Annotated in this window: 9 protein-coding genes; 5 read left to right on the forward strand and 4 right to left on the reverse strand. The window is 40.7% G+C overall.

Features of this window, described 5'->3' with window-relative positions; all coding sequences use genetic code 11:
* Window positions 1-130: 130 nt before the first annotated feature.
* Complete coding sequence (locus IEY42_RS00005; protein WP_188923355.1) at window positions 131-379, reverse strand: hypothetical protein; 249 nt, start codon at window positions 377-379, stop codon at window positions 131-133.
* 124 nt (window positions 380-503) lie between these two features.
* Window positions 504-1,907 carry a hypothetical protein gene (locus IEY42_RS00010; protein ID WP_188923356.1) on the reverse strand — a complete coding sequence of 468 codons (1,404 nt, stop codon included), beginning with the start codon at window positions 1,905-1,907 and terminating at the stop codon, window positions 504-506.
* A 299-nt stretch (window positions 1,908-2,206) separates the two neighbouring features.
* Here IEY42_RS00010 and IEY42_RS00015 point away from each other — a divergent pair, with 299 nt between their 5' ends.
* Window positions 2,207-3,709: a CotH kinase family protein gene (locus IEY42_RS00015; RefSeq protein WP_229779828.1), complete on the forward strand. Its 1,503-nt coding sequence runs from the start codon at window positions 2,207-2,209 to the stop codon at window positions 3,707-3,709.
* Window positions 3,710-3,802: 93 nt separating this feature from the next.
* Here IEY42_RS00015 and IEY42_RS00020 read toward each other — a convergent pair whose 3' ends face one another.
* A complete protein-coding gene (locus IEY42_RS00020) occupies window positions 3,803-5,431 on the reverse strand; it encodes a sigma-54-dependent Fis family transcriptional regulator (protein ID WP_188923357.1) in 1,629 nt (542 codons plus the stop codon).
* A 184-nt stretch (window positions 5,432-5,615) separates the two neighbouring features.
* Here IEY42_RS00020 and IEY42_RS00025 point away from each other — a divergent pair, with 184 nt between their 5' ends.
* From IEY42_RS00025 to IEY42_RS00040, 4 genes are all read left to right on the forward strand, one after another.
* Window positions 5,616-7,331, forward strand: a complete 1,716-nt coding sequence (locus IEY42_RS00025) for an FAD-dependent oxidoreductase (RefSeq protein ID WP_188923358.1) — start codon at window positions 5,616-5,618, stop codon at window positions 7,329-7,331.
* Between the two features lie 71 nt (window positions 7,332-7,402).
* The gene (locus IEY42_RS00030) at window positions 7,403-7,894 is read left to right on the forward strand and encodes a cytochrome c3 family protein (RefSeq protein ID WP_188923359.1); all 492 of its coding nucleotides are present in this window, start codon (window positions 7,403-7,405) and stop codon (window positions 7,892-7,894) included.
* Window positions 7,895-8,004: 110 nt separating this feature from the next.
* Complete coding sequence (locus IEY42_RS00035) at window positions 8,005-8,931, forward strand: SphA family protein (protein WP_188923360.1); 927 nt, start codon at window positions 8,005-8,007, stop codon at window positions 8,929-8,931.
* A 386-nt stretch (window positions 8,932-9,317) separates the two neighbouring features.
* On the forward strand, window positions 9,318-11,798 hold the full coding sequence (locus IEY42_RS00040) for a bifunctional diguanylate cyclase/phosphodiesterase (protein ID WP_188923361.1): 2,481 nt from the start codon (window positions 9,318-9,320) through the stop codon (window positions 11,796-11,798).
* Window positions 11,799-12,119: 321 nt separating this feature from the next.
* On the opposite strand, the gene IEY42_RS00045 is transcribed toward IEY42_RS00040, so the two are convergent.
* Entirely contained in the window at window positions 12,120-14,306 is a 2,187-nt protein-coding gene (locus IEY42_RS00045; protein ID WP_188923362.1) for an OsmC domain/YcaO domain-containing protein, read from the reverse strand.
* Window positions 14,307-14,403 lie beyond the last annotated feature (97 nt).

Genomic DNA, 14,403 nt, shown 5'->3' on the forward strand with positions numbered 1-14,403 from the left:
AGATAGAATTGTGAAACATATTAACTAAATTGCAGTTACACAGAATCTGTTACACCCTCTTAAAAAAGGCAGAATATCGATTCTGCCTTTTTTGTTTAAACGGTATTCATCTTGGATTGACCTAGGGTGATCAGTGCTTAGGCTTAACCCCATTCTTAACCATATCTTGACCCGTTTCAAAAATTTCAGGTGTCACCCAGCGACCAAGTAAAAGCTTATGGTTATCACCAAATACCGCAACAAAATGACGACCATCAGCATTACTGGTTGCCATGCCCACGCCAGCAACACCTTCTAAACCTAAACCGCCCTTTTCAACTAACACTAAAAAGCGTTCTAAATCGGCTAAATTATCAATCACATCATTTTCAATATTCATATACTTCCTAACCACTTTATATCAGAACTTGGGCGCTACTTTAGCGCATTAAACCACAATAATCTTCTCTTTATCCGTGGCAGTTTCACCCTTAACGTCACTTTCTCTTTCATGAATTTCTAAGTTAAAAGTGTAACGTGAGATCAATTAACTGTGCATCATCATCGTATGAATCAAAATTAATCGACAACATTACCCCCCCTTCAGTCAGCATAATGTTATCAAAATTATCTTCTGCGATAGGGTATCGCGCTAACAATTCAGACTTAATTGCAGGCAAGTTGTAACGGGCAAGCACTGCTTTAAATTCACTCATCGTTTGCGCGCCAAACATCGACTCAGTAATGTTGATCGAATTAACCACGCCTTGGCGATCAAACCCTAATAACACATTACTATTGACCAACACTTTTGCACCACTTTCAGTTAATTGAATTTGGTTACTGAGCTGTTGTGGTTGCAAGGTATAAGCTTGTGGTGATGTTAATGTCAGTAGTGTTGCGATATCAATATTATCAAAATTGCCAAAGTTAACCTGATGCTCATCGATTGTTGTTAACGGTAAAATAGCAAAGCTGTTTAGCCGAGAAACCGCCTCTTGAGACATGCTTTCATTGTAGTCTTCAAAAGTTAATAACAAGCGGCTATTTTTACCTGCAACACTGTAAACATCACCTTGCTTTTTAAGCGCTAAATGCGCCTTAACACTATTGAGTTCATCACCTTGATGCACCTTGTTTGCAATCACCCAATTATCGCTGTCATAGTTTTCACTTAAAGGGATTTGATTTTGACCATGACCATTTAATAGCCCTAAATCTTGAGTAATCATTGCGACACGACTGTCTTTAATCACAAACCATAAACTGCGCCCATAACCATAAACGGTGGCACCATTGTCGAGTTGCAATTGAATACTATGAGGGCCTAATGCAGGTAATAAATCATCAACTGAGTCACCAATGTGTATGCCATAGGCACTGTCGGTAGTAATAAGCGCATCAGGTGCTTGGTGTTTTTGCGCTTGTTTTAACAAATTGCCTTCATTTGGCATCGTCAACTTAACGGTGGTTTGGGTATACGAAACAGCTTTACCCTTACTGTTATAAGGTGTGGGGTCGCTGCTAAGCTGTGTATCGTCACACAAGTTAACGTATTGCACTGTGGTAATAACATGGATTTGTTGGGTGCTCGACTGAGCTCGGTTACTGCCATCTTGCAGATCAATACTTCGATCAATTCCGCCTACCGTTAACCTATCAACAATCACCGCATCCGCGCCAGCAGCTGAGGCTTTGCGTTGTATTTCCACCAAGGCTTGCTGCACATACGCATCACGATGTGACAATACGTCACCATTAGAGGATTTCAGTAAGTCAGGGTCAATATCGTAAACCATTTTATCATTGGCGGTATTGATAGTTTGCGGGCTACAAAGGGGATAAAAATCTAAAATAGGCGGTAATTCATTGGCAAATGTGGCAGGACTAAAAGCCGCTAAGCAAACAATGTAATGTGAAAATTTCATGAATCTTCCTTGAGTTAAATCCGTGTTTTTATATTGTGATAACACTTATAAGTGACTCTACCCTAATGTGAAATACGATGACAGTAAACTCATCGGCGTTATTGGTGCCTAGGAAGATAATGTAAAAATGAATAAATAAGACACCTACTACTATTTCATCATTTCTATCAACTTGCCCTATATATCCTTTTTCTCTGCACAATTTTTACACCTTTGAGCAGTAACATCTTATTAACGATTTTATTTCAGTGAATCAACCGAAACCTCACTACGTAAAAGATAAGACTTAGGAGAATTTGATGCTTACTATCAATAAATTAAATAACAACAATCGACGATTAAATCAGCCGATGATGTTATTGCTAATCATCATGCTGGCTAGCATGTTAGTGCTTACCGGTTGCGACAGTGGCGCAAGCGATAGCACCACAGACACGAGTGAAGTCGCAAGCATAACAGACACCGATACCAGCATGGATACAGACACAGATACTGATACTGAAGTCACTGATGCTGACTTTGAAGCCACTGATTGGACAGATGAAACCCACAGCAAAGATGCCGAGCCTAATTTTGATGAAGTGTTTAGCGACACCGAAGTTAAACGCTTTGACATTGTCGTCACCGAAGCGCGCTGGCAAAGTATGTTAGATGACATGGCTGAGCTCTATGGCGAGTTTGGTAGAAACTCATCAAATAGCTTAAGCGATACCGATGAAGACCCTATTTTTGTGCCCGCTGAAGTGTTTTATAACGGCACCCAATGGTATCGCGTTGGGATCCGCTTTAAAGGTAACTCATCACTGCAAACCAGTTGGCAGCAAGGTATTTTAAAGCTTGCCTTTAAACTCGACTTTGACGAATATGAAGATGATTACCCACAAATTAAAAACCAACGTTTTTATGGGTTTAAAAAGTTTAGTTTAAAAAATAACTATAACGACGAATCAATGCTTCGCGACAAAGTCGCCGCCGACGTATTTAAAGACGCAGGATTAGCTGTATCACACACCGGTTTTTATACCTTATACGTCGACCATGGCGACGGCCCAGAATACTTTGGTTTATACACCCTAGTAGAAGAAGTCGATGACACCGTAATCGACACGCAATTTTCAAGCGACGATGGCAATTTATACAAGCCCGAAGATGATGGCGCCATGTTTGTTGAAGGGTCGTTTAACCAAGACGATTTTGAGAAAAAAACTAACGAAGATGATGAAGACTGGTCTGATATTGAAGCCCTATTTAGTGCATTACATGACGACACTTATACTAGCGATCGTGCAACCTGGCGCACCAATCTTGAAGCGGTATTTGATGTTGATGTATTTTTAAAATACTTAGCGGTCAATGGCATTATTCAAAATTGGGATACTTATGGTCTTATGCCACACAACTATTACTTGTATAACAACCCTGACACCTCAAAGTTAACCTGGATCCCATGGGACAACAACGAAGCGTTACAAGACGGTAATATGGGTGGTGCATTGGCGTTAGATTTCTCAGACTTGAATTCAAGCAGCTGGCCGCTCATCGCAAAACTGTACGCAGATGATGTCTATCGTGAGCAATATAACGAATATATACTTGAGGTGATTAGCGATGCATTTGAAACCAATAAGATGCAAGCCAACTATAACGCTTCTTCAGCACTGGTTGCACCTTATGCCACAACAGAAATATCTGGCTACACCTTCTTAGAAAGTACCAACGACTTTTATAATGCCGTCGATAAGTTGTTAGAACACGCAGAAGATAGAGCAACTGCAGTAGATAAATACTTAGATACCCAGTAATGACAATATTTATCAATTAAAAAAGCGAACCAAGCAGAGCTATTTCTGCTTGGTTCGCTTTGTCATTTTAGTCTGAAAATATAAGGCTTTGGCTTAAGATTCAGCGGGAGCGTTATATTCATGTACCTTTCGGTATAGTGTGGCGATGCCTATTTGGAGGGCTTCAGCAGCTTTATGTTTATCGTTATCACACAACTCAATCGCCGACAAAATATAGTCGCGCTCGACATCTTTCATCGGCTGAATTTGATCTTTAAACTTAACCGCCACCGAGGCGGTCGAAACTTCGTAAGGCAAATCAATCGGTTCAATCCATTCCCCCTGACAAAGTGCCACTGCCCGCTCCATGGCATTTTGTAATTCACGCACATTTCCAGGCCAAGCATAATTCATTAGCTTTTGTACTGTTGCTCGCGATAAGCCGGTAATGGTGCGATCCATTTGTTCGCAAAATTTATACAAAAACTTATTCGCTAACGGCAATATATCTTCGCCACGATGAGACAAAGACGGAATATCAAGCTCAATCACCTTAATGCGGTACAGCAAATCAAGCCTAAAATGCCCTACTTCCACTTCTTGCTCTAAATTGCGGTTGGTTGCGGCAATGATCCGAACATCAAATGGCCGAGAGAGGTTTTCTCCTACACGCTTTACTTCTCGCTCTTGGATTGCTCGAAGCAGCTTAACTTGCATATTTAAACTGGTTTCACCAATTTCATCTAAAAATAATGTGCCACCTTCAGCTTCTTCAAATAACCCCGCACGGGCACGGTCTGCGCCAGTAAATGCTCCTTTAACATGGCCGAATAACTCAGACTCAAGTAAGGTTTCACTTAATGCGCCACAATTAACCGTAATAAAGGGTTTGTGTTTTCGCTTAGAGCATAGATGAACATATCGGCTCACATACTCTTTACCGACACCACTGTCACCTGTAACTAAAATAGACGAGTCCACTTTAGCGACTCGCCGTGCCATATCCATCAGTTTTAGCATTGATGAGCTGCGTACCACAAAACCCGGCGTAGGCTCAATATCGCCATTAATAAAGGCTAATTGCTGCTTTTTACGGGCAAATTTCTCTTCTAGCTTTTGAAAATCTTCAGTCAATTTAACCAATATCTGATTACTGTCCGCGATTTCAAAGTAAGGTAAATGAGGGGTTAGTTTTTCGTCCCAATTCTCTTTAAAACGACCAACAACATGACAAGTCTTTGAGCCGCTAGCACAACAACTGTCTTCGATAAAATACACCTCACGGCCAGTACGATAACTCTCATAACCACTGGCAAATCCAACAAGTGTCCAACAGACTCCAGTTTCGGACTCACCAATGAGGTCTAGGTGCTGTTCAGCCTCATAAGAGTTAACGATAGTGGATTCAATGATGGGTAAATCACCTTCACCATCACTAATCTTGATGTCGATGGTATTCACTAAACCAAACAACCGATGTAAGTGTTCACCGCCAAAACCCTCGGCTACGATCTCCGGAAACTCCTTATGCAGCATTTCAGCTGTGCGCCATCCATGAGCATAACCAAAGCGCGTTAAAATCTTTCTTGCGCCATGTTGACCTAGGGTTTCAATAATTTCTTTTCTTAATAAACCTAATGCTAAAGCATCAAAAATCAATACCCTACGTTGCATAAAACGAACAAGTGAGTCCGTTGGCGAAATCGTCAGTAACTCTTTTAACGCTAATTCCTTTGCTTTCATCAAGCAGCACCAAATCCATTATCAATTTGATAACACTACTACCAAAGTGATAATTACAGCTTCATAAAATTGTCTTATTTGAGACGGGGTTCAAAAATAATCGCCACTTTTTTTTGGCACGCTCTTTGCGATATAGGGTTAAGGCCACTTCACTCGGCCGCCAACAAAAATGGAGAATGTTGCAATGAAATTTGAAGACAAAACTGAACTGACCAATGAATCTCGTCGTGGTTTCTTAAAAGGCACTGCAGTAGCGAGTGCTGTAGCCGTTGTCGGCACCACAGTGCCAGGCGCAGCAATGGCAAGTAGCATGTCAATTGGGAAAAATGTTAAGGATGAGCATAAATGGAGCTGGGAAGAACCAGCAGAACCCATTGCTAAGCGTCATATCAAAAATGTTGTTGATACAGATATCGTGGTTATTGGTGCTGGTCTTTCAGGTCTTTCTGCTGCCCTTTCTGCCGCTCAATTAGGTGCGAAAGTAGAAATCATTGAAAAAAACAAAGTGCCAGCTTTCCGCGGTGGTCATATCACAGCCGTAAACAGTAAAATTCAACAAGCCATGGGGATCAATAATGATGCTCGTCAAATCCTCCGTGAAATTGTTGCATGGAACCTTGGTCGTGTTGATGAGACATTAATTAAAGAATTTTTCAGTCGTAGTGGTTCAGCAATGGATTGGGCGACAGACATTGGCAGAAAGCATGGTTTAGAAGTCACTATGTGGGAAGGATATTATAAAGGTCCTGATTATACAGAATACCCAGTAACTCATTTCTTCCACGAAAAAGATGCCGATTTATCTTATGTTTACGGCCAATCAAACGGTATTGGTAACGCAACAATTGTACCTGTTTTAGAAAAAGAAGCGGTTGCGAACGGTGTTAATATTAATTACAAAACACCGTCTGTTCAAATTCTTCGTGATGCTGAAGGCAATGCGATGGGAGTCATTGCTGGTAAACGAGGTAATTACACCCAGTTTAACGCCAAAAATGTCATTATAGCGACAGGCGATTACGCTTCAAACACTGAAATGTTACAGCGTTACTCTCCATTTTCTTTAAAAGCTGATGCACAAATCTATTTCCCTAATAAGTGTAATACTGGCGAAGGCATCACCCAAGCGTTACAAGCTGGCGCAGTGATGCAGCAACATGAACCACATGGCGCTGTTATCCATCTTGAAGCCGGGGCGGCGAGTTATGGTTTCTTACACGTTAACACTAACGGTAAGCGTTTCAAGAACGAAGATGTAAATACTCAATCTAAAAGCTGCACTAAAGAACTACAGCCTGATGGCGTTGCTTGGACTGTTTATGACAAAGACTGGGCTGATCAAGTCAAAGCTCAAGTTGATGGCGATCTAGCGGGTGGTTTGTTCTATGGTCAAATGTGGCAACCATGGGGCAAAGGCTGGAACAAAGAAATTGAACAAATGACTCAAGAAGCACACATCAAAGATGGCAAGGTTGTGGTTGCTAACTCTGTTGCAGAACTAGCTCAAAAAATGGAAGTTCCCGTCGCAGACCTTGAGAAAACGATTGCCCGTTACAACGAACTTTATCAGCAACAAAATGACACTGATTTTGGCAAGCGTAAAGAATTGCTCACCCCAATTCTTAAAGCGCCATTCTATGCCGGTAAACTTTACAGCACACTACTGACTGTGTGTGGTGGTTTAGGCACCGACTCTAGCCTGCTCGTTAAAGACAAAAACAACAACTCGATTCCTGGTCTGTATGTAGTTGGTGCTGCTCAAGGTGATTTCTTCTCTAATGACTATCCAACTCTGTGTCCTGGCATTGGCCATGGCCGCTGTCTTACCTACGGTCGCATGGCGGGTATTTTAGCCGCTGGCGGTGACGTAGATAAACTTTTACCTGCTATCGAAATCTAAGTTTAACTCATCTATACGTTACTCAGCAGCCCAACAGTGCTGGGTAACGTATTGAGTTTAAGGTTGTATTTGTGAAAAAACTAACTCTGCTCGGCAAAGTGTTACTGCCTATTTGGCTGCTACTGTCTATGTCTGCACATGCCGATGACTCCTGTGCACAAGGGTGCCACATTATCAAGCCTTACGAGGACGGGATAAGCAACGCTAACTTACTTTCATCAAAACATATCGCCAATGGCATTACTTGTATTGATTGTCATGAACAAGATGATGAAACGCGCAAGATGGAAGCTGAAGCTTACGCAAACGGTGAATATGATGACCCAATGTATACCAGAGAATTTGAAAATGATTTCTGCTTACGTTGCCACGAAGATTATGAAGTGCTTGCTGAAAAAACTAAACATCTAGAAGAGGAATGGGGAATAAATCCTCATGAATCTCATCTAGATCCTGAATGTTATCAATGCCATAAATCCCATCAATCTTCTACTGTTGTTTGTGCCGAATGTCATATGGGCGAATGGGACAAACGAATGCCTGAAGGATGGGAGCTCAAATAATATCCCATAAAAAATATAACAACTTAATCATAAAAAATGAGTTGGTATTAACGACTCTTTATCGCGTAGTAATCACTTAAGCGGTGCCTACTATGTAGGAGAACAACATCATGGACACTAAATTAACTCAAACAGTTTCAACAATAGCTCTAGCTTGCGCATTAACATTCAGCGCTAATGCACTAGCTGCAACTTCTGGATCTCATTATTCTATCGGTACAGAGGGGGTTGAAGCGGGATCTCCGCCACCACCGGGTATGCACTATCGTGTGTATAACAGCTATTATGACACGGATAAATTAACGGATAATGATGGTAACGCCGTTCCGGTAGACTTTGACCTTAGTGTCGTTGCACAAGCCCACAGGTTTGTAAACGTCACCGATGCGAAGCTATTGGGAGCCAACGTTTCTTACAACATAATTGTTCCATTAGTCAAAAAAGACATCTCTATTAGTGGTGCTTTCGACCGTTCTTCAGATTTTGAAGTCAGTGATATTATTCTCGAACCATTAGGGTTATTTTGGTACAACAAACAATTTGACGGCATATTAGCTATCGCAGCGGTTGCGCCAACAGGTGATTACTCTTCCGATAAGCCGGAGTCTGTCGGCCTAGGGTATTGGTCAGGCTTGATAACCGCTGGGGGAACATACTATTTTGATGAAGACCGCAGCTGGAGCTTTAGCGCGTTAACCCGTACCTTATGGCACGGCCATCAAGATGACACAGGGATACGCCCTGGTTCAGAGTTTATGGTTGAAGGCGGTATTGGCAAAAACATGATGTTCGACGGACAGTGGATCGTGCGTCCTGGTATCAACTATGCTGCGTCCTGGCAAATCAGTGACGATAGTAAAGACGGTGAAGGCACCTTAGCCAGCGAACGTAAGCAAGTTTATGGTATTGGTGCTGAAATCAACATGATGTACTTGCCTTGGTTATTGCAAGCAGATTTACGCTACTTAACGGAATTTGATGCTGAAAATACCTCAGAAGGCGACAGTATCACATTGACCATCACCAAATCGTTTTAACTGATTCGGTAAGATCAAAATCGAAAAGCCCATTAACATCATGATGGGCTTTATATTCACCCACTACGTTAAAACTGCTTACCAGCCAGCCTTAATGTTACGCGCTTTATACTGGTTTTAATCAGGCTATAAAAACTCTCCCTGCCACTAAGCTATTAATAGCTAAGCAACATTTATCTAAGCCAGTTTACAGGTATCGCCTCTCCCTCAATCCTTTTTAGTTCGGGTTTAAACCCTTTTAAATTCTCGCGGAGAGATCACTTACTAACGCGCAATGGTATAACATCAATAAAACACATAAATGCTGCAGGTTAAAAAACAACCAGCTATACTCATCTGTTATATCGATATCCAATCAACAGTAAAAAGGAATTTACTAAGCTTCCATGATGATCTTAAATGATAAAAAATTAGTTAACCTCATAAAATATACCCCAAGTATTATCGTTGGTTTTTTCGCTATCACGGTCAATGTAATTATCATTAAAGACAATCAAGATAAAGCCAATGCAAGTATCGAATCCCTTCGTGAAGACATCCTCGAAAATAATAAAAGCGCCATCAAACTATCAACCGACAAAGCGGCTAATTACATTCTGTATAAGAAAAAAAGAGTCATCGATGAACTTAAAACGCTGTCTCAACAACGCGTAAATGAAGCATACGCAATAGCCATGAGCGTCTATCACAACAACCAAAACAAACCCAAAACCACAGTCAGTAAGTTAATCACTGATGCATTGCGCCCAATCAGATTTTACCAAGGCAGAGGTTACTTTTTTATCTTTCAAATGGATGGCATTAACATCTTGCATGGGCTTAAACCTTATCTTGAAGGTGTGTCAGCCTGGGATGCTCAAGACCTTCGCGGAGCATATATCCTCAGAGAGCATATCAATTTAATAAAACAACAAGATGGCGAGGCTTTCTATCATTGGTGGTACCAAAAACCAGGGGAGCCTTTACAAAAAGAATATCAAAAAATTGGATTTGGAAAATATTTCGCCCCCTATGACTGGTTTATCGGTACGGGAGAATATATTGCCGATATTGAAAACGATCTAAAAGAATCATTGCTAAAATCAGTTATTGGCTTTGAACACACTGAAAATCAAAGCTTATTTATCATCGACAATCAAGGCAACATACTGGCGAATGAAGCCAAAGAAAGTGATCTCGCATTGTTAACCCACTCCAACGCAACACTCACCAAAAAAATTGCCTCTGAAGCGCACACAGCAGGCAGCTTTATGACTTTAGATAAACTGGATGCTAACAAAACCAATAAAAACAAAACAGAAATAGGCTACCTCAAAAAAATTGAAGGTTGGGATTGGGTCATTGGATCATATTTCAACTCAAGTAATGTCAATAAATACATCGCAATCAAGCAACAAGAAGCACAGGTTCTAAACCAAAAAAAATTATTTAACATCATAATATTAAGTGTATTTTCTACACTATTTATGGTGGGGGCCTCACTCATCGTCAGCAACTTAATTACCCGACGCTTTAATCGCTTTCAGCAACGTATTGAACAAAATATTAATGCCTTAGAAACCTCAAAGAAAAAACTGCACTTCATCGCTTTGCATGATGCATTAACGGGTTTAGCAAACCGCATGTTACTGATGGATAAAATTAATGAAGCAATTGAATCTGCAAAAAAACACCATCAACTCGTTGCCGTAGTATTTATCGATCTTGATGACTTTAAAAAAGTGAACGACTGTAATGGACATACCGCGGGTGACGAGTTATTAAAATCCATTGGGCAAAGGTTTAAGCATGCATTCGAGGCAAAAGACACCGTCTCACGCTTTGGTGGCGATGAATTTGTATTTTGTTTCCCACAACTCAATACGATTAATGAAGCCTATTTAAAAATAGAGAAAATACAGCAGTTATTTGAAGATAAATTTATTGTCCATGGACACGAAATAAAAGCCCAATGCAGTATTGGCGCCAGCATGTACCCATCTGATGACCATCAAGCCGAAGGGCTTATCCGCAAAGCTGATATCGTACTCTATAAATCTAAAACGGAACTTAAAGGCAGTGCCACCTTTTATCATCATCGCTTGAATGAAGAACTGCAATACAAATATTTACTCGAAAACGAGCTAAGGGGAGCACTTAGCAATAATGAAATTTTTGTGCTTTATCAGCCACAAATCGACACTAAAACGGAACAGATAGTCGCAGTCGAAACCCTCGCAAGATGGGAACATCCAAAACTTGGCACCATTTCACCTAATGAGTTTATCGCTATCGCTGAAGAAATAGGACTGATTAAACAAATTGGTTTATTTGTATTTAGTCAGGCCTGCAAAGACATATTAAGTGTTTCTCCTAACGGCAAAAATGCGCTTAAAGTTTCAATTAATATTTCGCCAAACCAGCTAATGTCACCCGACTTTATTGAATCAATGACTCAAATCGCTGATGAAATAGGCCTTAAACGAAGCAGGATAACCTTAGAAATAACCGAAAATGTCATGCTTAATGAACTAGGAAAAACTTATAACATTTTAACCGAATTGAAAAAGCGCGACTTTTGTATTTCACTCGATGACTTTGGTACTGGGTTTTCATCACTCAGTTACTTAAATATGCTGCCATTTGATGAAATCAAAATAGACAGCTGTTTTGTTAATAACATTACCGTAAATGAGCAAAGTAAAGCGCTGATCAAATCCATTCTAGCCATAAGCGATGCATACGGAATGATAACGGTAGCAGAGGGTGTAGAAAGAAAAGAGCAACTCACTGTACTACGAACGCTTGGCTGTCATTTAATTCAAGGCTTCTACTTTGACAAACCGTTAACCTTAGCCACATTGCAAAAAAACTGCCTAAAGCGGTAACAATTCAACCTTTATGATGTTTAAAGCTAAGATTAATAGTTAATGCCTTAAACAAGTTAATACTTAATGCCTTAAACAAGTTAAAACTTAATGAGCCCAAACACAGCAAGAAAGCGGTAATCCACATGACATGTAAACAGGAGTTGATAACAACGGATTGGAACCGAGCAAATACAGCGAATATAGCCCTCGCTTAAAACGAAAAAGCCCGTCAATATCTAGACGGGCTCTTGATTCAAATAAACGTTAGCCTAACCTGAACTCAAGATATTAGATAAAAATAAACATTTAATATCAGCGCATTAGGACTTGTTCAGAACTTTACAAACCCGCTTTAATTTTGCGAGCCTGGTGCAGTTTTTTGTAGCTTTCAATTAAACGTAAATGAGGCTCAATACCTTCAAGTTTAATGCTGGTTTTCGTTAGGCCATAAAAACGTACTGTGCCATTGACCGAGCCCACCACATTGTCTATTACTTCCTGACCAAACATGCGGGTAAAGTTACCGATAAAGTGCTCAAGCTCTAAGTCTTCATCTAGGGTCACTTCAAGCACGGCGTTGACTGCTTGATAAAACAAACGACGCTGTACTGTGTTGTCGTTAAACTGTAAAAACTCTTCTACAAGTTCTAACGCATCTTCATGCTCACCGAGCGCAAGATAAATCAAAATCTTTAATTCGATAATGGTTAACTGGCCCCAAACGGTGTTTTCATCAAACACGATGCCAATCAAAGTTGGGATATCGGTTTGATTATCTAATTGGCTTTCTTCTAAACGATTAACAAGCTTAGACAAGGCTTTAGTGCTTAACGAATGCAGATTTAAAATGTCTTCGCGGTAGTTAAGTGATTTGTTGGTGTTATCCCAAATCAAATCATCAACCGGATACACTTCAGAGTAGTCAGGCACTAAAATACGGCACGCCGATGCACCTAAATCAGTAAACTCTGCAATGTACACTTCACGGCCCATGTCTTCTAAAATGCCAAACAGTGCGTTAGCTTCTTGCTCGTTAGTGCCGCTAAAGTCCCATTCACAAAATTCATAATCAAATTTGTTGCTAAAGAAACGCCAAGAGATAACCCCAGTAGAATCAATAAAGTGCTCAACAAAGTTTTCAGGTTCGGTCACGGCCATACTATTAAAGGTCGGCTTTGGCACATCATTTAAGCCTTCAAAACTGCGACCTTGTAATAACTCAGTTAAGCTACGCTCTAATGCAACTTCAAAGCTTGGGTGAGCACCAAATGACGCAAATACACCGCCCGTACGAGGGTTCATTAAGGTGACGCACATTACCGGGAACTGCCCGCCTAATGACGCGTCTTTCACCACAACAGGGAAGCCCTGCTCTTCTAAGCCTTTAATACCCGCTAAAATACTTGGGTATTTTTCTAACACCGCCATTGGCACGTCTGGCAGCACAATTTCTTGCTCAATAATTTGACGTTTTACTGCACGCTCAAAAATTTCAGACAAACACTGAACATGGGCTTCTTGCAGGTTATTACCCGCACTCATGCCATTGCTTAAGAACAAGTTTTCAATCAAGTTAGACGGGAAGTACACAGTTTCACCGTCAGATTGACGCGTGTACGGAATAGCACAAATACCGCGAGCTTTATTGCCCGAGTTAGTATCAATTAAGTGCGAGCCGCATAGCTCTTCATCAGGGTTATAAATGTCTAGGCAATATTCATCAAGTAAGCCTGTAGGAAGCGCGTCATCGTCTTCAAGCGCAAACCATTTTTCGTTCGGGTAATGGACAAATTCGCTATTGGCAATCTCGTCACCAAAGAATTGATCATTATAGAAAAAGTTATTGTTTAAACGCTCAATAAACTCACCTAAAGCCGAGCATAATGCGCTTTCTTTGGTCGCACCTTTACCGTTGGTAAAACACATAGGCGATGCGGCATCTCGAATGTGCAAAGACCATACGTTAGGCACAATATTGCGCCATGATGAAATCTCAATCTTCATCCCAAGATCAGCCAATAAACCCGTCATGTTTTGAATGGTTTGTTCCAGCGGTAAGTCTTTACCTAAAATAAAGGTATTGCTGTCACCATCAGGTTGACCCATCAACATCGCATTGGCGTCAGAATCTAGGTTTTCAACGGTTTCGATTTTAAATTCAGGGCCAGTTTGCACCACTTTTTTAACGGTACAACGGTCAATAGAGCGTAAAATACCTTCACGGTCTTTAGCCGAAATATCATCTGGTAGCTCAACCTGAATTTGGAAAATTTGGTTATAGCGATCTTCAGGGTCAACAATGTTGTTTTGCGACAGTCTGATGTGCTCAGTAGAAATATCACGAGCCTTACAGTACACCTTGATAAAGTAAGCCGCACACAATGCAGACGATGCTAAAAAATAATCAAAAGGACTTGGGGCTGAGCCATCACCTTTGTAGCGAATAGGTTGGTCGGCCGTAACGGTAAAGTCGTCAAATTTGGCTTCGAGTCTCAAATTGTCGAGAAAATTTACTTTGATTTCCATTGAATATTTCCACAGTCGTGCACAGCCAAACGGCCAGCTTGTCTAAATTAGGGGGAATTATCGGTGTTTTTGCCGCAATAGTCTTGGGTTAATTGCC

Source organism: Shewanella algicola (genome assembly GCF_014648035.1).
Lineage (GTDB): Bacteria > Pseudomonadota > Gammaproteobacteria > Enterobacterales > Shewanellaceae > Shewanella > Shewanella algicola.